General features: G+C 70.6%; 21 protein-coding genes, 1 tRNA gene and 1 pseudogene. 12 read left to right on the forward strand and 11 right to left on the reverse strand.

The features are described 5' to 3' along the window. Positions 1-15 precede the first annotated feature (15 nt). Positions 16-213, forward strand: coding sequence for a hypothetical protein (locus ACFJGV_RS17765; protein WP_378145456.1), 198 nt, complete (start codon positions 16-18; stop codon positions 211-213). Positions 214-219: 6 nt separating this feature from the next. Here ACFJGV_RS17765 and mscL read toward each other — a convergent pair whose 3' ends face one another. The 3 genes and pseudogenes from mscL to ACFJGV_RS17780 all read right to left on the reverse strand — a co-directional run bounded on the left by mscL (position 220) and on the right by ACFJGV_RS17780 (position 1719). After that, entirely contained in the window at positions 220-1023 is an 804-nt protein-coding gene (mscL, locus tag ACFJGV_RS17770) for a large conductance mechanosensitive channel protein MscL (RefSeq protein ID WP_378148774.1), read from the reverse strand. Then, positions 1023-1226, reverse strand: a pseudogene (locus ACFJGV_RS17775) (FmdB family zinc ribbon protein); the annotation flags it as partial. The gene mscL and the pseudogene ACFJGV_RS17775, both read right to left, overlap by 1 nt. Continuing rightward, complete coding sequence (locus ACFJGV_RS17780; protein WP_378145457.1) at positions 1135-1719, reverse strand: 5-formyltetrahydrofolate cyclo-ligase; 585 nt, start codon at positions 1717-1719, stop codon at positions 1135-1137. The gene ACFJGV_RS17780 and the pseudogene ACFJGV_RS17775, both read right to left, overlap by 92 nt. Before the next feature lie 84 nt (positions 1720-1803). Between ACFJGV_RS17780 and galU the strand changes: the two genes are divergently transcribed. From galU to ACFJGV_RS17825, 9 genes are all read left to right on the forward strand, one after another. Then, entirely contained in the window at positions 1804-2694 is an 891-nt protein-coding gene (galU, locus tag ACFJGV_RS17785; RefSeq protein WP_378145458.1) for a UTP--glucose-1-phosphate uridylyltransferase GalU, read from the forward strand. Between the two features lie 54 nt (positions 2695-2748). Beyond that, complete coding sequence (locus ACFJGV_RS17790) at positions 2749-3405, forward strand: GNAT family N-acetyltransferase (RefSeq protein WP_378145460.1); 657 nt, start codon at positions 2749-2751, stop codon at positions 3403-3405. A gap of 169 nt (positions 3406-3574) precedes the next feature. Then, on the forward strand, positions 3575-4300 hold the full coding sequence (locus ACFJGV_RS17795) for a response regulator transcription factor (protein WP_378148775.1): 726 nt from the start codon (positions 3575-3577) through the stop codon (positions 4298-4300). After that, positions 4297-5838: a sensor histidine kinase gene (locus tag ACFJGV_RS17800; RefSeq protein WP_378145461.1), complete on the forward strand. Its 1542-nt coding sequence runs from the start codon at positions 4297-4299 to the stop codon at positions 5836-5838. Before ACFJGV_RS17795 ends, ACFJGV_RS17800 begins: the two co-directional genes overlap by 4 nt. Next, positions 5835-6782 (forward strand): hypothetical protein, encoded by a 948-nt coding sequence (locus ACFJGV_RS17805; protein ID WP_378145463.1) that lies wholly within the window; start codon positions 5835-5837, stop codon positions 6780-6782. The genes ACFJGV_RS17800 and ACFJGV_RS17805 overlap by 4 nt, the downstream gene beginning before the upstream one ends. Before the next feature lie 124 nt (positions 6783-6906). Then, entirely contained in the window at positions 6907-8241 is a 1335-nt protein-coding gene (locus ACFJGV_RS17810) for an acyltransferase (protein WP_378145464.1), read from the forward strand. Between the two features lie 36 nt (positions 8242-8277). Next, a tRNA-Ala gene (locus tag ACFJGV_RS17815) sits at positions 8278-8350 on the forward strand. Positions 8351-8478: 128 nt separating this feature from the next. After that, positions 8479-8673, forward strand: coding sequence for a hypothetical protein (locus ACFJGV_RS17820; RefSeq protein WP_378145466.1), 195 nt, complete (start codon positions 8479-8481; stop codon positions 8671-8673). Further along, positions 8666-9268 carry a Fic/DOC family protein gene (locus ACFJGV_RS17825; protein ID WP_378145467.1) on the forward strand — a complete coding sequence of 201 codons (603 nt, stop codon included), beginning with the start codon at positions 8666-8668 and terminating at the stop codon, positions 9266-9268. Before ACFJGV_RS17820 ends, ACFJGV_RS17825 begins: the two co-directional genes overlap by 8 nt. On the opposite strand, the gene ACFJGV_RS17830 is transcribed toward ACFJGV_RS17825, so the two are convergent. The 6 genes from ACFJGV_RS17830 to ACFJGV_RS17855 are packed head-to-tail and all read right to left on the reverse strand — an operon-like array spanning position 9249 to position 15154. Continuing rightward, positions 9249-10172, reverse strand: a complete 924-nt coding sequence (locus ACFJGV_RS17830) for a 1-phosphofructokinase family hexose kinase (RefSeq protein ID WP_378145468.1) — start codon at positions 10170-10172, stop codon at positions 9249-9251. The two genes, ACFJGV_RS17825 and ACFJGV_RS17830, sit on opposite strands and share 20 nt — an antisense overlap. Continuing rightward, a complete protein-coding gene (locus ACFJGV_RS17835) occupies positions 10169-11092 on the reverse strand; it encodes a carbohydrate kinase family protein (protein WP_378145470.1) in 924 nt (307 codons plus the stop codon). The genes ACFJGV_RS17830 and ACFJGV_RS17835 overlap by 4 nt, the downstream gene beginning before the upstream one ends. Further along, entirely contained in the window at positions 11089-11958 is an 870-nt protein-coding gene (locus ACFJGV_RS17840) for a carbohydrate ABC transporter permease (protein ID WP_378145472.1), read from the reverse strand. The genes ACFJGV_RS17835 and ACFJGV_RS17840 overlap by 4 nt, the downstream gene beginning before the upstream one ends. Continuing rightward, complete coding sequence (locus ACFJGV_RS17845) at positions 11958-12902, reverse strand: carbohydrate ABC transporter permease (protein ID WP_378145474.1); 945 nt, start codon at positions 12900-12902, stop codon at positions 11958-11960. The genes ACFJGV_RS17840 and ACFJGV_RS17845 overlap by 1 nt, the downstream gene beginning before the upstream one ends. Before the next feature lie 26 nt (positions 12903-12928). Then, the gene (locus ACFJGV_RS17850; protein ID WP_378145476.1) at positions 12929-13810 is read right to left on the reverse strand and encodes an SIS domain-containing protein; all 882 of its coding nucleotides are present in this window, start codon (positions 13808-13810) and stop codon (positions 12929-12931) included. 45 nt (positions 13811-13855) lie between these two features. Continuing rightward, positions 13856-15154: an extracellular solute-binding protein gene (locus ACFJGV_RS17855; protein ID WP_378145477.1), complete on the reverse strand. Its 1299-nt coding sequence runs from the start codon at positions 15152-15154 to the stop codon at positions 13856-13858. Between the two features lie 154 nt (positions 15155-15308). Here ACFJGV_RS17855 and ACFJGV_RS17860 point away from each other — a divergent pair, with 154 nt between their 5' ends. Then, positions 15309-16373 (forward strand): amidohydrolase family protein, encoded by a 1065-nt coding sequence (locus tag ACFJGV_RS17860; protein ID WP_378145479.1) that lies wholly within the window; start codon positions 15309-15311, stop codon positions 16371-16373. Between the two features lie 39 nt (positions 16374-16412). On the opposite strand, the gene ACFJGV_RS17865 is transcribed toward ACFJGV_RS17860, so the two are convergent. After that, the gene (locus ACFJGV_RS17865; protein WP_378145481.1) at positions 16413-17255 is read right to left on the reverse strand and encodes a class II fructose-bisphosphate aldolase; all 843 of its coding nucleotides are present in this window, start codon (positions 17253-17255) and stop codon (positions 16413-16415) included. Beyond that, the gene (gene melA / locus ACFJGV_RS17870) at positions 17252-18571 is read right to left on the reverse strand and encodes an alpha-galactosidase (RefSeq protein WP_378145483.1); all 1320 of its coding nucleotides are present in this window, start codon (positions 18569-18571) and stop codon (positions 17252-17254) included. Before melA ends, ACFJGV_RS17865 begins: the two co-directional genes overlap by 4 nt. Before the next feature lie 84 nt (positions 18572-18655). Here melA and ACFJGV_RS17875 point away from each other — a divergent pair, with 84 nt between their 5' ends. Beyond that, entirely contained in the window at positions 18656-19465 is an 810-nt protein-coding gene (locus tag ACFJGV_RS17875) for a DeoR/GlpR family DNA-binding transcription regulator (RefSeq protein WP_378145485.1), read from the forward strand. The last annotated feature ends 25 nt before the right edge of the window (positions 19466-19490 follow it).

Consider the following 19490-nt stretch of genomic DNA (forward strand, 5'->3'; position numbering starts at 1 on the left):
CGGCAGGATCGAGGGGTGAACGAGCCCCGCATCCGACGCGCAGGTCGCCGTCGCGTGATCACCGATCCCGTGCCGGGCAGCGACCCGACGCCTCAGGACCTCCCGAGGGAGGTCCCGGTGCGCGCGGCGGAGGACGCAGACGACGTCGCGCCCTCCACCCGCGGATCGGAGAACGACGAGCGCCTCAGGCGCGACGTCCCCCCGCACTGGTAGCCGCCATCAGGAGGTGGCGGAGCCGCCGTGCCTCCCGTGCGGCGGCGCATCCGTCACCGTGACCGAGCTCGCCGCGCTCGTGGCGCCGGTCGGCTGGTCGGCCGAGGGGCGGCCCTGCGCGAGCAGGTCGCGGATCTCGATGAGCAGCTCCGTCTCGGTGGGCGGCAGCTCCTCCTTCTCCTCCTGAAGGGATTCGGCCGGCGTCTTCTTCAGCGAGAACGCCATCTTCTTGAGGTGGTTGATGGGCAGCACGAACGCGAAGTAGACGACGACCGCGACGATGAGGAACTGCAGGATCGCACCCAGCACGGCGCCGAACTTGATCTGCGCCTCGCCGAACTGCACCACCAGGGCGTTGTCGAGGTCGCTGGCGTTGAACCATCCGCTGATCAGGGGGTTGATCAGGTTGGTCACGATCGAGTTGACGACTGCGGTGAAGGCGGCACCGACGACCACGGCGACGGCGAGGTCGATGACGTTCCCGCGGAGGATGAACTCCCTGAATCCCTTGAACATGGGGTCCAGCCTACGGAGGGTCGTCAGGAAGCGGAGGAGGACCCGCTGCCGTTCGACGACGATCCGCTCGATGACGAACCGCTCGAGGAAGACCCGCTCGACGAGCTGGAGCCGCCAGACGAGGAGCCCGTCCCCGACGACGACCCCGCGCCGGAGCTCGATGAGCCGCCCGACGCCGATCCGTTCGAGGACGATCCGCTGGACGACGAGGCCCTCGAGTCGGTGCGGTAGAAGCCCGACCCGTTGAAGGTCACCCCGACCGGGCTGAACACCTTCCGCAGCACTCCGCCGCAGGCGGGGCACTCGGTGAGGCTGTCGTCGGTGAAGGACTGCTGGATGTCGAAGGCGTTGCCGCACTCGGTGCAGCGATACGAATACGTGGGCACGGCTGGTCTCCGCGGGCGTTCAGTGCGAGAAGCGCACGATCCTGGTGGGTGTGACGGCCCCGTCGACCGGAGCGTCATGCACCTCCCGCGGGACCTCGTCAAGGATCTCATCGTCGAACACCAGCGCAAAAACGGGAGGGCAGCGCTCCATCGACCCGAGGGTGCGGTCGAAGTAGCCGCGTCCCCAGCCCATGCGGATGCCGCGGCCATCGACGGCCGATGCGGGCACGACGATCAGGTCGGCATCGTTGATGGCGATCGGGCCCAGGATCTCGCCCACCGCCTCCGGAACGCCGTTGAGGCCCTCCGTCTCGGACTGCCCATCACCCTCGGTCCAGTCGAGCAGGCCGTCGGTGCGGCCGATGGGGAGCAGGACGCGCCGGCCGCCGGTGACGGCCCAGTTGAGGAACGGCCGCGTGTTGGGCTCGGTGGGGGAGGAGAGGTAGGAGGCGATCGTCTGCGCCCCGTACGTGTCGGCGACGGCGATCAGGTTGCGCGTGAAGCCCTCGGTGGCCTCGTCGACCTGCTTCGAGGTCCGCGTCCGTCGTCGCTCGCGGAGCTCGGCGCGCAGTGCGCGCTTGGTATCGGTGACGTCTGCCGTCATACCGGAGAGTCTAGGCGGGCAGTGTGACGCGGGTGTTTCGGCAAGGGTCTCCTCCCGGGCCGCATCGTCGATACGCTGGGTCGCATGGCGAAACCACTCAGCAAGGCGGTCATCCCCGCGGCGGGCCTCGGCACCCGGTTCCTGCCGGCCACGAAGGCCATGCCGAAGGAGATGCTGCCGGTGGTCGACAAGCCGGCCATCCAGTACGTGGTGGAGGAGGCCGTCGACGCGGGGCTCTCCGACGTGCTCGTGGTGACCGGGCGCAACAAGACGGCGATCGACAACCACTTCGACCGGGTCTACGAGCTCGAGTCCACCCTGGAGCAGAAGGGGAAGGGCGAGATGCTCCGCGTGGTCAACGAGTCGACCGCGCTCGCCGACATGCACTACGTGCGCCAGGGCGACCCGCTGGGCCTGGGCCACGCCGTCCTCCGCGCGCGCATGCACGTCGGGAACGAGCCCTTCGCGGTGCTGCTCGGCGACGACATCATCGACGCCCGCGACGAGCTGCTGAAGCGGATGCTCGAGGTCACCGAGGCCAAGCAGGCCACCGTCATCGCCCTCATGGAGGTCGACCCGTCGATGACGCACCTCTACGGGGTGGCGTCGGTCGAGGCCACCGACGAGGACGACGTGGTCAAGGTCACCGGGCTCGTCGAGAAGCCGGAGCAGGGCTCCCAGCCCTCGAATCTCGCCGTCATCGGCCGGTACGTCCTCCAGCCCGAGGTCTTCGACATCCTCGAGAAGACCCCGCCCGGCAAGGGCGGCGAGATCCAGCTGACGGATGCGCTGCTCACCCTGGCCGACGACGACTCGATCGCGGGCGGCGTCTACGGTGTGGTGTTCCGCGGTCGCCGGTACGACACCGGCGACAAGCTCGACTACATCAAGGCCATCGTGCAGCTCGCGAGCGATCGCGACGACCTCGGCCCCGACCTCCGCCCGTGGCTCAAGGACTTCGTCGCCGGTCTGTAGACGCGGGCAGACGCTGCCGCGGCAACCGAGCGACGACGCTGTAGTGTTCGAGCGATGTTCATACCGACCCTGAGCGACGGTCCCATCTCGATCCGTCCGATCCGCGTGCGCGATGCGCGCCCGCTGGAGCGCGAGCTGATCGAGAACCGCTCCTGGTTGCGCACCTGGGAGGCGACCAGCCCGCACGGGCCGTCGTCCTTCGACACGAGGACGAGCATCCGCTCGCTGCTGGCCAACGCGCGGGCGGGGCTCGGCCTGCCGTTCGTGCTGGAGTGGCAGGGCGAGCTCGCCGGGCAGCTGAACGTCTCGTCGATCAGCTACGGATCGGTCGCCTCGGCCAGCATCGGGTACTGGGTGTCGGAGCGGTTCGCGGGCAAGGGCATCACGCCCACGGGGGTCGCTCTCGCGACCGACTACTGCTTCTACTCCGTGGGCCTGCACCGCGTCGAGATCTGCATCCGCCCGGAGAACGGGCCCAGCCTGCGCGTGGTCGAGAAGCTGGGATTCCGGTACGAGGGCCTGCGGCGCCGGTACATCCACATCAACGGCGACTGGCGCGACCACTTCTGCTTCGCGCTCGTGCGCGAGGAGCTCGCCGTCGGCGTGCTCAAGCGGTGGACGTCGGGCGACGTGCCTGCGGGGCAGGGCTCCGTGCCGGAGGCGGATCGTGTCGCCGCGGCTCAGCCGCTTCGGCTCGAGTCGCGCGGCTGAGGTCGCGCCTTCGCGTCGCCTCCGCGGGACCACGGAACATTTGAGGTCTCCATGAAAGGCGCCGCCCGCCCCGATGGACCGGTCGCGGCTATCCGATAATCGGGTGGTGACGATCCCGCCGCCCTCCGAGTACGCCGGCACCCTGCCGGATCCCGGCAAGCGGCGCGCCGTGCTGGCGAAGCTGCCGCGCATCCGCCGCCCCGACGGCACCCCGATCAGGGTGCTGCTGGTCGACGACGAGCCCGTGCTCACCAACCTCGTGAGCCTCGCGCTCGGATACGAGGGCTGGGTCGTCGATGTGGCCGCCGACGGACGCGAGGCGCTGGCGCTGTACGAGGCGTCACGGCCCGACCTCATCGTGCTCGACATCATGCTCCCCGACATCGACGGCGTCTCGATCCTGCGGCAGCTGCGCGAGAGCGGCGACTCGACCCCGACCCTCTTCCTCACGGCACGCGACTCGATCGACGACCGCATCGTCGGGCTCACCGCCGGCGGCGACGACTACATGACCAAGCCGTTCAGCCTCGAGGAGCTCGTCGCGCGCCTCCGGGGTCTGCTGAGGCGCACGGCGCAGTCCGAGCCGTTCGAGGTGACGCGCATCGAGGTCGGCGATCTCGTGCTCGACGAGGCGAGCTACGAGGTGACCCGTGGCGGCGACCAGATCTCGCTCACCACCACCGAGTTCGAGCTGCTGCGCTACTTCATGCGCAACCCCCGCCGTGTGCTCACGCGGGCGCAGATCCTCGACCGGGTGTGGAACTACGACTTCGCGGGCAAGGCCAGCATCGTCGACCTCTACGTCTCGTACCTCCGCAAGAAGATCGACCTCGGCCGACCGAAGATGATCCACACCGTCCGAGGGGTCGGCTACGTGCTCCGAGCCACGACGTGAGCACGGAGAGGGGTCGGGGGCGCTCGCCGCTGACGCTCCGCGCGCGGATCACGATCGGCGTCACCGTCGTGGTCGCCGCCGTGCTCGCCGTCATCGGCGCCGGCTACGTGGCGACGCTCAGCTCGTCGGTGACGACGGTGGTCGACAGCCAGCTCACCGGGTCGGCGGCCGCGCTCGAGCACTCCGTCGACAAGTTCGGCCCGGGCAGCCGCGGCGGATCGGGCTACTCGAAGCCCATGACGGGGTACGTCGGCCTCGGACCGGGCACCATCATCGCCTACCTCGACGACGGCGCCGTGGTCGAGTCGGCCTCCTTCAGCGACGCGGATGCGACCGCGCTCGATGCGGCAGCGGCGGCCGCGGTGCAGGATGCCGCCGCACAGGGAGACGGGCGCCGCGCCGTCGACGTGCCCGGGCTCGGCGACTACCGCATCGACGTGCACACGCGCCCCGACGGCTCCACCCTCGTCGCGGGGGTCTCCCTGAGCGTGGCCCAGGCGGCGATCATGCAGCAGACGATCGTGATGGTGCTGCTCGGCGTGCTCGCCCTGCTCGTCACCGTCGTCGGCGTCCTGATCGTGGTGCGGCTCGCCCTCCGTCCGCTCGACCGTGTCGCCCAGACGGCGTCCACCGTGGCGGCGCTGCCGCTCGCCACCGAGGACGTGTCGATCGCGCAGCGGGTCGATCCTGCCGACACCGACGCGCGCACCGAGGTGGGGCAGGTGGGAGCGGCGCTCAACCTGCTGATCGACAACGTCGACCGTGCCTTCGTGGTGCGCGGCGAGACCGACCGGCGGATGCGGCGCTTCGTCACCGACGCCAGTCACGAGCTGCGCACCCCGCTCGCTGCCATCCGCGGATACGCCGAGCTGACCCGCCAGGAGAGCGGTGACCTGCCCGAGCTCACCGAGTACTCGCTGCAGCGGATCGAGGCGGAGGCGAGCCGGATGGGGTCGCTCGTCGACGACCTGCTCCTGCTCGCCCGGCTCGACGAGGGCCAGGACCTCCGCATCGACGACGTCGACCTCGCCGAGGTCGTCGCGAACGCCGTGAGCGACGCGCGGGCGGCCTCACCCGACCACGACTGGGTGGCCGACGTGCCCGAGGAGCCGATGCTCGTCCGTGGCGACCACGAGCGGCTGCACCAGGTGGTGGCGAACCTGCTCTCGAACGCGATCGTGCACACGCCCGCGGGCACGACGGTCACCACGACCGTCGAGACCGTCGTCGGCGGAGAGCGGGTGCGGCTGATCGTGGCCGACGACGGGCCGGGCTTCCCGCCCGAGCTCGTGCCCGAGCTGTTCGAGCGCTTCGTCCGCGCCGACGGATCGAGGTCGCGACGGACCGGGAGCACGGGCCTCGGGCTCGCGATCGTGCGCTCCATCGTCGAGGCTCACGGCGGGTCGGTCGCGGCCGACACCACGGCGGCCGGAGCGCGTCTCGTGGTCGAACTCCCCGCGTCTTCGGACACGCTTCCTCGACACGCGCCCGGAGGTCATGAGAACAGCACCGGATCGGCCATACCGTTGTCGGCATGAGCACGGACTGGCTGGGAGGCGGACTCGTCATCGCCCTCGCCGCCGTGCTGTGGCTGGTCTACCTCCTGCCCTCGTGGTTCCGCAGCCGGCAGTACCTCGCCACCGAGCGCAACGCCGTCCGGCTGCAGCAGACGCTGCGCATCCTGGCCGAGACGTCCGAGATGCCCGACGAGGTGCGGCTCGAGGTGAACGCCCGCACGGTGCACGAGCAGCAGCGGCTGCTGAAGCGCGCCGAGGCGGAGGCCGTGCCCGCCGCGATCCGTGCCGCCGACCGCCTGCGCCGGACGCGCGCCGTCGCGAGCCTCGTGCTCGTCGTGTCGCTGATCTGCTCGGTGCTCGGCAGCATGCAGGCCGTCTACACCGGCGCCTGGGCGATCGCCGTCCTCGGCATGGTCGTGGGTGTGCTCAGCATCGTCGTGCTCGGGCGGCTGTCGCGCGCCGGGCGCCGTCTGCGCCTGCCCGCGCCCGCATCCTCCAGCGCCCCCGTCACGATGGCCGACGTCTACGACGACGTCGCCGATGAGCCGATGCCCGAGCTCGTGCTGCCCGACGTCGAGGAGCACCGCTCGACCTGGACGCCGATCGCGCTGCCCAAGCCGCGGTACCTCGCCGACGTCGAGGAAGCGGTGGCGGTGGCCGTCGAGGAGGAGCAGGCGGCGCCCGCTCCCGCCGCTGCGTCCGTGTCGACCGCGGTGCCCCGAGTGCGGCGTGTCGATCACCAGGAGTCGCTGCTGCGCGCCGCCGCCGCCGCGGAGGACGCCCTGCGGAGTCGCCTCGAGGCAGAGGAGGCCGAGGCGGAGGCGGACGTCGAGGAGTCGCCCGCCGCTCCGGCGGCGCGCCCCGCGCGGACGGCCCCGTCGCGCTTCGCGCACATGGGCATCGTCGACGATGTGCGCCCCGAGCTCGACCTCAACGAGATCCTCGCCCGCCGTCGCGCCGGCTGACCCGCGCATCCGCCTCTCTCACGTTTCGCCATGCTCAAGTGGTTTCGCCACGTCGACCGGTGTGGCGAAACCACCTGGGTATGGCGAAACGTGGCGTGTGAGCGCGCCCTCGTAGGATGACCTCATGGACGACGCCGCCCCGCCGACCGCGACGAGCCGACCGACGAAGGTCGCTTCGTCCGCCTCGTCGATCGACCTCTCGAAGCGCGACCTGACGCTCGACCTCGCGCGCGTCTTCTGCGTGCTGCTCGTGGTGGTCATCCACCTGCTCATGGTGGGTGTGGGCTTCGGTCCGGATGGCGGGCTCGAGATCTCGCGTCCGCTCGAGGCGCAGTGGTGGTTCGCGCCGGTCACGTGGGTGGGGCAGATCATGCCGCTGTTCTTCGTGGTGGGCGGCTTCGCCTCCCTCACGGCCTGGCGGAGCCTCACCCGGCGCGGCGGCACGGCGGAGGAGTACGTGCGCAGCCGAGTGCTGCGGCTGGCCCAGCCGGCGCTGCCGCTGTTCATCTTCTACGCGGTGGTGATCGGCGGCGCGAAGCTGCTCGGCGTCGACCCCGCGATCGTCGACGTGGCCGTGGTGGGTGCGGCCTCGCCGCTGTGGTTCCTCGCGGCGTACATCCTCTGCCAGTCGCTCGTGCCCGTGATGGTGCGGATGCACGCGACGGCTCCGCGCGCCACCCTCGTCGTGCTGCTGGCCGGCGCCATCCTCGTCGACACGGTCCGGTACGCCAGCGGTGTGCAGGCGATCGGGCTGATCAACCTGTTCTTCGTCTGGCTGCTCGTGCAGCAGATCGGCTTCTGGTACGCCGACGGCTGGTTCGCCGCCCGCCGCTGGTGGACGCTGGCCATCATCGGGCTCGTCGCCTTCGCGACCCTCATCCCGATGACGATGTGGGGTCCGTATGCGCCCGACATGCTCACCAACCTCAACCCGCCGACGCTCCCGCTGATCGCGCTGGCGATCTCGCAGACCTGCGCCCTACGCCTGCTGCGCCCCGCGCTGGCGGCGCTGATGAACACGCACGTCGCCCGTGGCATCGTCTTCCTCGTCGGCTCGCGGCTCATGACGATCTACCTCTGGCACCTGCCCGTGATCCTCGCGATCACCGGTCTCATGCTGCTCGTCCCCGCGATCAGCCCGCCGCCCGCCAGCCCCGCGTGGTGGTGGTCGCGTCCGGTGCTCTTCGTGCTGACCCTCGTCGCCCTCTACGGGCTGTCGTTCCTCGTCGGTCGCTGGGAGGCGCCGCGCGAGGTGGGCCCGACGCCGCCGCGAGCCGTCATCGCGATCGCCGCCGTGCTGGCCTTCATCCCGCCCCTCCTCGTGCTCCAGTTCTTCATGAGCCTCCCGCTCGCCATCCTCGGCAGCGTGCTCCTCACGGTGTCGGTGATGCTCCTGGGCCGGTGGGGGAGCCGCCTCGCCGCGCGCACCGAGCCCGGATTGGCGCCGAGGGCCGGTTGAGACGTAGACTGTCTGGGCTGTCGCGCACGCGACCGCGGGGCTATGGCGCAGTTGGTAGCGCGTCTCGTTCGCAATGAGAAGGTCAGGGGTTCGAATCCCCTTAGCTCCACCGAAGTGAGAAGCCGCCTCCGGGCGGCTTCTCTCGTCTTCGCCTGCGGTTCGAGACGACGCCGCAGAGCCTGTCCGGGCAGCCGTCCAGCCGGTAGAATGGGGCACCTCAGCAGAAGGAGGTGGACCGTGTCGATCACGACCCTGACTTCTGCTCAGCGTGCCGAGCGTGAGCGCCAGGTGGCCGAGGCCATCCACGCCGGTGAGATGGAGGGCCTGCCGACCAGCGCGGAGACGAAGGCCGACACTGACGACTACGTCGCCGGCGAGATCGATCTCGGTGAGCTCGAGGCGCGGGTCCGGGCCCGTTACGGGATTGCCTGAGTTCGTCGATCCGTACATCGACCCCGCGACGGGTGTTCTGAGGAACCTGGTCGGTGCCGTCACCAAGGCCGAGCTGGATGCGGTCGAAGGCGACCTCGTGCCGATTCGGATGCTGCGTCTCGCGGCCGAACCTCCGCCGCCGACCGGCGACCTGGCTGAGCTGCGGGCCATCCATCGCTTCCTATTCGGCCCCGTGTACGGCTGGGCGGGGGAGCTGCGCACGGTCGACATCCGCAAGAACGTGGAGGGCGCGGGCTACTTCGTTCCCGTCTCGATGGTCGAGCGCGCCGCAGGCTTCGCCGCGGAGGACCTACGGGCCGACGACGACCTCCGAGGCATGGGTCGGACGACGTTCATCGCCCGACTCGCGCACCACTACGACCAGTTCAACTACATCCACCCGTTCCGTGAGGGCAACGGCCGCACCCAGCGGTGGATGTGGGATCGGATCGCCCGCGATGCAGGCTGGCGGCTCGACTGGCTCGACGTCAGCGGCGCGGTCAACGATGAGGCGTGCCGCGCCGCCTCAGACGATCAGGATCTCGCGCCCCTCTTCGCGATGTTCGACCGGGTCGTCAAGCCCCTTCGGGAATGACCGACACGGCTGACTCCGCCAACGCTGCGCGGGCGGGGTCGAAGACCGCGGCGCCGGGCTCGTGCGTATTCGCACCCGCCACGGCCGACGCCGTGCGCAGGGCGGTGTCGAGCGGGGCCCCGGCCGAGAGGCGGTGGAGCAGGCCGGCGAGGAAGGAGTCGCCCGCGCCGACCGTGAAGATGCCGCCCCGCGGGGCCCGGACGCGCCAGACGCCCCGGTCGTCCTCGCCGACGCTGCCGTCCGCGCCGTCGGTGACGACCGCGATCCCGGCTCCGCGCACGCGGAGGCGATGAGCGAGCTCGGGGGTGGAGCCCGTGCCGACGGCGTCGGCCGCCTCCGAGCGGTTGACCTTCACCAGGGCCGGCCGGCACACCGCGAAGACGGCATCCAGCACGTCCTGGCGCACGTCGAGCGCCACCTGCACGCCGCGTTCGGTCGCGAGGGCGAGCTGCGCGGCGAGTGATGAGATCCGGTGCTCGGGGACGGACCCTGAGACCGCCAGCCAGCCCTCCGTCACCGTGGCGACGCGAGCGACGATCTCGTCCCACGCGTCGTCGGGGATCGGCGGCGCATTCTCGTAGATCTCGGTGAGCTCGCCCGCGCCCCCGTCGACGATCGTGATGCAGCGCCGGGTCGGGACGCCGGTCTCGATGACGTCGATCCGCGTGCGACCGTCCTCGCCGAGGAACCCGAGAGACGCCACCAGCTCCTCGCCCGTCGCGCCGCCCACGGGCACGATCGCGCACGCCTCCGCACCCAGCAGCGCGAGCGCTCGAGCCACGTTGAGCGACTTGCCCCCGGGCAGCGACAGCTGCCAGTCCGGCCGGTGGATCGCGCCGAGGCGCGCTGACGGGAGGCCGTAGGTGATGTCGAGAGCGGGGGCCAGTCCGAGGCAGGTGATCACCGTGCCGCCTGCTCCACCTGCTCGGCGGTGGCCTGCCCGCCCGTGCCGCCGGCCGCGCGCGTCGACAGGGAGCCCGCGACCGCACCCCAGCGCACCGCTTCCGCCAGCGGCATCCGTCGGAGCCAAGCCGCGAGGAACCCGGCGTCGAAGCTGTCGCCCGCACCGGTCGTGTCGACGACGTCGACCGTCAGGCCCGGGGCCCGCACGATCGCGTCGCCCGAGGTGGCGAAGCCGCCCCGCGCGCCGTCCTTCACCACGACCAACGGACCGCGGCGCGCCAGCAGGCGGGCGGCATCCTCCGTGTCGGCGGGGGATTCGCCGATCGCGCGGGCCAGCGCCCTCGCCTCGGCGGCATTCGGCAGGAGGACGTCGACGTGCGGGAGGCATTCCGCGACACCCTCCCACCGCTCCGCAGGGTCCCAGTTCGTGTCGAAGCTCGTCGTCACGCCCCGCGCCCGGAGCTCGGAGAGCACAGCGGGCAGCTCCTCCGCGAGCGCGGGCAGCAGGAAGAAGGAGGCGACGTGCACGTGGTCCGCCTCCGACGCGGCCGTGAGCACGTCCGCCCCGGTCAGGGTGGCGAGCGCGCCCGTGAGGGTGAGGATCGCGCGGTCGCCCGGCGTGGACAGGATCACCGACAGCCCCGTGGGCTCGTCGACGGCCCGCACCCGCGAGACGTCGACACCCGCCGATCGCAGCAGCTCCACCGTCCGCGCGCCGAACACGTCGTCTCCCACCCGCGCCGCGAGCGAGGTGGACACTCCGAGCCGCGCCAGGCCGGCGGCGACGATGCCCGCACTCGACCCGAGCACGAGGTCGGCCGACGACAGCAGCTGCTCCGCCTGTCCGAAGCGCGGCACGGTGTCGCCGCGGAGGATGAGGTCGAGGTTCGCGTCTCCCGCGACCACGACGTTCGCGGTCATCCCTTCAGTCCCGACATGGTCATGGTCGCCACGAACTGCTTTTGGGCGAACAGGAAGAACAGCACGAGGGGGAGCGTGGCGATCACGTTGCTCGCCATGAGGAGCGACCAGTCGGTGCGCCGGGCGCCCTGGAAGTTCGCGATCCCGAGCTGCACCGTGAACGCCGTGTCGTCGTTGATCGCGATGAGCGGCCAGATCAGGTCGTTCCACGAGCTCAGGAGTGTGAAGATCGCGAGGGTGGCGATGGCGGGCCGGGCGAGCGGGAGCACGACGCGGAGGAAGATCTGTAGGCGGTTCGCGCCATCCAGCGCCGCCGCCTCCTCGAGCTCGACGGGCAGGGTGAGGAAGAACTGCCGCATCAGGAAGATCCCGAAGGCCGAGGCCAGCCACGGCACGAACGCGGCGGCGAGGGTGTTGATGATCCCGATCTGCGAGAACAGCACGTAGGTGGGGATCATGAGCAGCTGCGTGGGGATCATGATCGTCGCGACGATGAGGAAGAACCCCATGTTGCGGCCCCGGAACTTGAGGCGGGCGAATCCGTACCCGGCCAGTGAGCACAAGATCACGTGGCCGATGATCGCGATCACCGACACGATCGTGCTGTTCAGCAGCCAGCGGAGGATGTCGGTGGTCGCGAACAGCTGGATGAACCCATCCAGCGTCAGCCTGGAGGGGATGAAGGGCGGCGGGAACTTCACGAGCTCGCTGGCCGGCGACAAGGAGGCCAAGAGCATCTGGGCGAACGGGATCACGAAGATCAGCGCGAGGGGAGCGAGCACGAAGTGCCAGCCGCTGATGCGGACCCGGCGCCGGGGAGCCGACGAGCGGACCTCGGGACGGGTGCGGTCGGGAGCCGTGGTCATCAGAAGGCCTCCGTGTTCCGGCGCCTGGTGTAGATCACCATGGCGGCAGTGATGAGGACGGTGACGGCGAAGAGCACGTACGCCGCAGCCGAGCCGTAACCGAACTCCAGGCTGTGGAAGGCCTTCTCCCACAGGAAGTAGACGATCGTCTTCGTGGCGTCGAGCGGCCCGCCTCGGGTGGTCGTGTAGACGAGGTCGAAGAGCTGCAGGGCCCCGATGGTCTGCCAGATGGTGACGAACACGGTGATGGGGCCGAGCTCCGGCCACACGATCCGCCAGAACGTCTGCCACCGGGAGGCGCCGTCGATCCGCGCCGCCTCGAGGAGATCGGGCGAGATGTCCTGCAAGGCGGCGAGGTAGATGACGGTCGTGAAGGCGGCCTGACCCCAGAGCGACATGATCGCCACGACCACCATCGCCTGCGACGGGTCCTCCAGCCAGCCCTGCGGCGGCGCGCCCACGGCCCGCAGCACGTTGTTCGCCAGGCCGTACTGCGGGCTGAACAGGTACGAGGCGAGGATGCCCGTGGCGGCCGCGGAGGCGACGAAGGGCACGAAGATCGCGGTCCGGTACAACCCGATGAAGCGGATCTTGCGGTTCAGAGCCACCGCGAGGAACAGACCCGCCAGCACGGAGGCCGGGACGAAGAGCGCGACATAGAGGCCCGTGTGGACGACCGCATCCCAGAACTCGGAGTCGGACATCAGACGGCTGTAGTTGTCGGTCCCGATGAACTCCGGGGTCGCGAACCCGTTCCAGTCCTGGAGCGACAGCACCAGCGCCCAGACGGCGGGGAAGAGGGAGAGCCCGAGCACGATCACCATGGCCGGGAGCACGAACCCCCAGCCGGCCAGATCGCTGCCGAGCCGCCGCCGCTTCCTGCGCGGTGAGGGAGGCTCCGTCGGCCGCTGCTCCGCCCTCTCAGGCGGGCGGGTCTGTGTCATCGTCATCGTTGACTCCCTGGCTGGTCTCAGGACAGGACGATCGAGCGCGTCAGGTGGCGGGGGTGGTCGGGATCGAGCCCGCGGGCCGTCGCGGCTCGAACAGCGTATCGCTGGGCTCGGACGAGCGAGACGAGCGGATCCTCACCCTCTCGCTGCCGCACCGTCGCGCCCGTCGCCTCGATGTCGCGGGCGAGGTCGTCGTCGGCCGTGCCGAGGAACCAGACCAGCGAGCCGGGGTGCGCGACGGCGAGCGGACCGTGCCGGTAGTCGAGGAGCGGATACGACTCCGCCCAGGCCTGAGCGGCCTCGCGGACCTTCAGCGCCGCCTCCTGGGCGAGGCCGTAGGTCCAGCCGGTGCCGAGGTACACGGTGTGGTCGTAGCCCGGGTCCTCCACCGCATCCTCGATCTCGAGCGACTCCTGGAGCTGGGCGGGCAGGTCCGCCACGTCCTCGCCGAGGGCGGCGCGGGCGAGGATGAGGAACGTCGTCGGGAAGCGCGTCTGCACGACCGAGCGTTCATCGGCGAAGTCGAGCAGCAGCACCTCGTCGGCGAGCTCGGCGCAGGGGGAGTCCGCTACTCCGGTGACGACGATCGTCGTCACGCCGGCCGGCACGCGGCGCAGGGCATCGGCCACCTCGGTGGTGGTGCCGGAGCGGGTGATCGCGACGACGCTGTCGTACGGGCGCCAGGCCCGCGGCTCGGAGGCGTAGGCCGCATCCGTCTCGCCGAACCCGGCCTGCTCGCGCAGAAGGGCGAACGACTCGGCGACGAAGGCGGAGGTCCCGCATCCGATCACGAGCATCCGCTCACCGGGTCGGGCGAGGACGCGGCGGGCCTCGGGGGTGCGGTCGAGCGCGGTACGCCACACGTCCGGCTGGCTGTCGATCTCGAGCATGGTGAGGTTCATGGTTCTCCAGGGATGGGGGCTGTCGAGGAATCGGCGGTGGGATGGTCAGTCGGAGAGGGCCTGGTCCGCCTTCGCGGCGGCGTCGTCGAGCGCCTGCTGGGCCTGACCCTGACCCTGGAGCACCGACGAGATCGCGGACCCCACGGCCTCCGAGAGGCCCACGTAGCCGGGGACGGTGGGGCGGGGGTTCACCGCATTGGAGGCGTTCTTCGCCATGACGTCGTACCCGGGGAGGGCCGCCACCTGCTCCTCGAAGGCGGGCGAGTCGAGCTCGCTGGTGCGGAGCGGCAGGTTGCCGTAGGCGATGTTCCACTTCTCGTCCTGCTCGGCCGAGGTGAGCCACTTCGTGAACTCGTACGTCCAGTGGTTCTCATTGGCGTCGCGGGTGTCGAACAGTGCCCAGAGATCGGCGCCCTGCACGGTCTGGTGGTCGCCGTCTGTGCCGGGGAGCTGCGTGACGCCGTACGAGGTGCCCGCGGTCTTCAGATCGTTCAGCTGCCAGGGTCCGGAGGTGATCATGCCGATGCGGTCGGCGGCGAAGAGCTGCCCGAACCGGGTGTCGGTCTGGTCGAGGTAGATGCTCTTGTCGTCCTGGGCCATGCTCCGCAGGAAGTCGAGGGCGTCGACGCCCTCGCTGCTGTTGAACGCTGCCTTGCCGTCGCCGTCGAGGATCTGGCCGCCGTTCTGCCACAGGTGCGGCCAGAACTGCCAGGTCGTCTCCTCGGATCCCGAGACGGAGTAGGCGTACCCGTACGTCTCCGTGCTCGGATCGGTGAGCTTCGCCGCCGCGGCACGGAAGTCGTCCCAGGTCCAGTCGTCGGTCGGATACTGCACGCCGGCGGCGTCGAAGACGGTCTTGTTGTAGAGCAACGACAGGTTGTCGACGACGGCGGGGAAGCCGATCGTCTTCGAGCCGGTGGGCTGTACGGTCTTGCGGGCGGCCTCGGAGAACTCGTCCCAGGCCACGTCGGGCTCCTTCACCTGGTCGGTGATGTCGAGCGTGCGGCCCGACGACTCGAGCTCGCTCGCCCAGGAGCCGAAGGAGTACGAGATGTTCGGGTAGCTGTTGCTCGCGAAGCCGGCCGACAGCTTCTGCAGCAGCTCCTCGGTGGAGGACGCTCCGGAGGAGACGTCGATGGTGACGTTGGGGTGCAGCTGCTCGAACTCGGCGGCGAGACCCTCGAGGATGGTCTCGGCCTCGTCGGCCTGCCCCGTCCACCACGTGATCGTGACGGGGGCGTCGGGGTCGAGCGTCGTGGACCCTCCGCCGGCGGCGCAGCCGGCGGTGGCGATCACGGCCGCGGTGGCGGCGAGCAGGGCGGTGGAGCGGATGATGCGGTTCACGGAGACCTCCAGTTGCGGACGATGCAGTGGGGAGTGCGCGGAGCTTCAGGCCATGATGCCCGCTCGTGAGCGAACGTGAAGGATATTGACCGAATCGCTCATTATGAATGCATGCTGATTGCTCTTCACGTCGCCAGAAGGCGAGGCTGATCCCATGTCAGAGAGAGCTCACGCCACCCCCGATCTCCCGCTCCGACTCTGGGAGCCGGTGTCGCAGCTGCGCGCGACCCGTACCGACCTGCCCCGTCCAGCCGTTCCCTGCATTGACGTGCACAACCACCTCGGGCGCTGGCTCGCGGACGACGGATGGATGATCGACGACGTCGACGCGCTGCTCGCGGTGATGGATGCCCGCGACGTCGAAGCAATCGTCAACCTCGACGGCCGCTGGGGCGACGAGCTCGACGAGAACCTGAACCGATACGACCGCGCCCACCCGGGTCGGTTCGTCACGTTCTGCCAGCTCGACTGGAGCCTGTTGCAGCATCCCGACGCGGAGGCCGCGCTCGTGGCACAGCTCGACGACAGCGTGCGTCGCGGCGCTCGCGGTGTGAAGGTCTGGAAGGACCTGGGTCTCGAGGTGGTCGACGCCGAGGGCCGGCTCGTCTCTCCGGACGATCCGCGCGTCGTCGCCGTGCTGCGTCGCGCGGGCGAGCACGGCATCCCCGTCCTCATCCACACCGCCGACCCGATCGCGTTCTTCGAGCCCCTCGACGAGCGCAACGAGCGCCTCGACGAGCTGGGCGCGATGCCGGAGTGGTGGTTCGGGGACCGCACGCGGTACCCCGGCTTCGACACGCTCCTCGAGGCGCACGCGCGGCTCGTCGCGGCCTGCCCCGACACCGCCTTCATCGGCGCGCACGTCGGCTGCGCCGCGGAGGACCTCGACCGCGTGGATGCGCTGCTCAGGTCGGCGCCGAACTACCACGTCGACATCGCCGGCCGCCTCGCCGAACTCGGGCGGCAGCCCCGTCGCTTCGCCCGGCTGGTCGCCGACCATCCCGACCGCATCCTGTTCGGCACCGACATCTATCCGGCGACCGAGGAGCAGTACGCGCTGCACTACCGCTTCCTCGAGACCGCCGACGAGGGCTTCTCCTACGCCCCCGAGGACCCCATCCCGCCGCAGGGGCGATGGGCCGTGTCGGCCGCCGACCTCGACCCGGCGCTCCTGCCCGGGCTGTACCGCGGCAATGCGCGTCGGCTGCTGGGCATCTGAGGCCTCGGTCCGCTGGCGGACGCCGGAGTGGTGGGGCGGTCAGCCCACCACAGCGGCGAGGTCGGCGACCAGGTGTCGGATCGAGTCGCGCACGGGCCCGGTGTAGGCGCGCGGGTCGACGAAGGCCGGATGGGCGGCGAGCTCCGCGCGCAGCCGAGCCGTGCCCGTCACACCCAGCGCCGTCCCGATGTTGACCTTCCGGATGCCCGCCCTGACCGCCTCGCGGAGGGCGTCCTCGGGCACTCCTGAGCTGCCGTGCAGCACCAGGGGCACGTCGACCGCGCGCCGCAGCGCGATGATGAGGTCGAGGTCGAGGCGCGCGCTGCGATCGGTCATGGCGTGCTCCGAGCCCACGGCCACGGCGAGGCCGTCGACGTCCGTCGCCGACACGTATCGCCGGGCGTCGTCCGGGTCGGTGCGCACGCCGGGAGCATGAGCGCCGTTCTTGCCGCCCACCTCACCCAGCTCGCCCTCGACCCAGAGACCGCGCTCGTGCGCTTCCGCCGCGACCTGCGCGGTCAGGGCCGCGTTCGCCTCGTCGTCGAGCTTCGCCGCATCGAACATGATCGATCCGGTGCCGAGCTCGGCGGCGCGGACCAGCACGGAGCGCGCGAGCTCGGGGTCCTCGACGTGGTCGACGTGCACGCCGACCGGGAGGGTCGACGCCACGGCGAGCTCACGACAGGCCAAGAGCAGGGGAGCGAAGCCCCCATGCCACTTGATCGCGTTCTCGCTCACCTGCAGCAGGATCGGCACACCCGCATCCTCGGCTCCCCAGATGATGGCCTCCGCCTGCTCGAGGCTCACCACGTTGAACGCGGGCACCGCCCGTCCCCGGGCATCGGCGTCGGCGACCAGCTCGGCCGCCGTGGCCAGGGTCACGACGTGCCCGCCAGAGTCCCGCCGAGGGAGGTGGGCAGGAAGGCCGCGTGCGCGGCGGTGAGCTCGTCGCAGAGGTCCCAGATCTCGTCCGGTGTCAGTGTCGAGCTGGCGTTCGCGTCGAGGAGGACGGCCCGGCGGACGAGCTCGGGGTCGCCGTCGAGCATGGCGCGGACCGTGAGGTCGGCCACCGAGAGGTACGTGCGGTTGAGAGCGGCACCCGCGGGCGGCAGGGCGCCCCACGTCTCGGGATGCACCCCGCTGCCGTCGACCGTGGCGGGCACCTCGACGGCGGCGCCCTCCGGCAGCTCGGCGATGAGGCCGGTGTTCGGCACGTTGACGTGGATCTCCCGGGCCGTCCCGGTGAGCAGGGAGTGGATGATCTGCGGCGCGTACTCGGCGGCGTCATCCGCGTCGTGCAGGGGCAGATCGCCGCCCTCAGCGAGGATGCCGCGGGCCTGCTCGAACTCGCGGACGTTGTCCTCCGAGATCCCGATGTACTCCAGGGGCTTCAGACGGAAGCGCTCGATCTGCGCGTCGGACCGCAGGAACCAGTCGAGGTACTCCGCCGAGTGCTCGCTGGTCTCGGTGGGGTAGTAGCCGATCCGGCGCAGGATCTCCACTCGCACCCGGCGCTGGAGCTCCGGGTCGGCCGCGATCCGCTCGCGCAGTCGCGGGTAGAGGTCCTCGCCGTCCCGGCTCCACTCCATGAGCCAGGCCTGGTGGTTGACGCCCGCGGCGCGGTAGTGGGTGCCCTCGACGGGGACACCGACGAGCTCGCAGAGGTCGTGCACCGTCCAGTAGACGCTGTGGCAGAGGCCGTAGGTGCGGATCTCGGGCGCGACGACCGACATCCACCACACGTTCATCGCCATCGGGTTGGTGTAGTTCAGGAAGATGGCCTCGGGGCAGAGCTCCCTCATGTCGGCGGCGATGCCGCTGAGCACAGGGAACGTGCGGAGGGCGCGGAAGACGCCGCCGACGCCGGTGGTGTCGCCGATCGTCTGGCGGAGCCCGCGGCGGGCCGGCAGCTCGAGGTCGACTCGCGTCGCCGCGATCCCACCGACCTGGATCATGTTGATCGCGAAGTCGGCTCCGGCCAGCGCCTCGCTGCGGTCGAGGCTCGCGCGGATCTCGACGGCCTTGCCGAGCTGCGCGGCGATGTTCTCGACGGTCCCGCGCGCGACCTCGAGACGCTCGGCATCGACGTCGTGGAGCACCAGGGTCAGCGTGGGGAGATCGGGGAAGCGGAGGAGGTCGGTGGCCAGCTGTCGCGTGAACACGACGCTGCCCGCTCCGAGGAAGACGATGGTCGGCATGCACCGATCATCCCGAGTAGTGCGCGAACGCGGCAACAGAATGCGCGAATTGACGCTCAATCGCTCACCTGTCATGATCGGTGCGTGGCCACCGCCTCCAGCACGACCTCCGTCGCCGAGTTGACCGGATCACGCAAGCGCTCCCGGCGACTCGCGGCGATCCTCGACGTGGTCGCCGAGCGCGGCGAGGTGTCCCTGCACGAGCTCCGCGACCTCTTCGGCGGATCGATCGCCACCGTGCGCCGCGATCTCACGGTGCTCGCCGACCAGGGTCTGATCGTCCGCACCCACGGCGGGGCGAAGGCGTCGAGCTCGGTCCTCGAGCTCCCGGTCGACCTCCGCGACACCCGGTTCCAGGACGCCAAGCGCCGGATCGCGCGGGCCGCCGTCGCGCTGGTTCCGCGAGAGCGGCACGCCGTGGCGCTGAGCGGCGGGTCGACCACCGCCGGGGTGGCGCGCGAGCTGGCCCACCACATGGACCTCACCGTCGTCACGAACTCGCTGTCGATCGCCTCGCTCGTGGCCCCGCATCCGCGGCTCAAGGTGGTGATGACGGGTGGCATCCTGCGCGCGCAGTCGCTGGAGCTCGTCGGCGTGCTCGCCGAAGGCACCTTCTCGGCGGTCAACATCGGCACCGCCATCCTCGGCGCCGACGGCGTCTCCGCCGAGGCCGGGATCACGACACACGACGAGACCGAGGCGCGGACGAACCACGCCATGGTCGCGCGCGCCCGGCGGACCATCGTGGTCGCGGACGGGTCGAAGATCGGGCACACCGCCCTCGCCCAGATGTGCGCGGTCGACCTCGTGCACGTCCTCATCACCGACGACTCCGCCGACCCCGCCGAGCTCGAGCGGCTGCGTGCCGCCGGCGTCGAGATCGTCGTGGTGTAGTCGCGCTTCTGCATCGCTCCCGCAC

Source organism: Cnuibacter sp. UC19_7 (assembly GCF_042699995.1).
Taxonomy (GTDB): Bacteria; Actinomycetota; Actinomycetes; order Actinomycetales; family Microbacteriaceae; genus Cnuibacter.

Bases quoted from the DNA above. Each gene is read 5' to 3' on its own strand.
- ACFJGV_RS17860 (WP_378145479.1), top strand. From the start codon at position 15,309: ATGTCAGAGAGAGCTCACGCCACCCCCGATCTCCCGCTCCGACTCTGG.
- melA (WP_378145483.1), bottom strand. From the start codon at position 18,571: ATGCCGACCATCGTCTTCCTCGGAGCGGGCAGCGTCGTGTTCACGCGA.
- ACFJGV_RS17790 (WP_378145460.1), top strand. From the start codon at position 2,749: ATGTTCATACCGACCCTGAGCGACGGTCCCATCTCGATCCGTCCGATC.
- ACFJGV_RS17845 (WP_378145474.1), bottom strand. From the start codon at position 12,902: ATGACACAGACCCGCCCGCCTGAGAGGGCGGAGCAGCGGCCGACGGAG.
- galU (WP_378145458.1), top strand. From the start codon at position 1,804: ATGGCGAAACCACTCAGCAAGGCGGTCATCCCCGCGGCGGGCCTCGGC.
- ACFJGV_RS17810 (WP_378145464.1), top strand. From the start codon at position 6,907: ATGGACGACGCCGCCCCGCCGACCGCGACGAGCCGACCGACGAAGGTC.
- ACFJGV_RS17850 (WP_378145476.1), bottom strand. From the start codon at position 13,810: ATGAACCTCACCATGCTCGAGATCGACAGCCAGCCGGACGTGTGGCGT.
- ACFJGV_RS17840 (WP_378145472.1), bottom strand. From the start codon at position 11,958: ATGACCACGGCTCCCGACCGCACCCGTCCCGAGGTCCGCTCGTCGGCT.
- ACFJGV_RS17805 (WP_378145463.1), top strand. From the start codon at position 5,835: ATGAGCACGGACTGGCTGGGAGGCGGACTCGTCATCGCCCTCGCCGCC.
- ACFJGV_RS17835 (WP_378145470.1), bottom strand. From the start codon at position 11,092: ATGACCGCGAACGTCGTGGTCGCGGGAGACGCGAACCTCGACCTCATC.
- ACFJGV_RS17780 (WP_378145457.1), bottom strand. From the start codon at position 1,719: ATGACGGCAGACGTCACCGATACCAAGCGCGCACTGCGCGCCGAGCTC.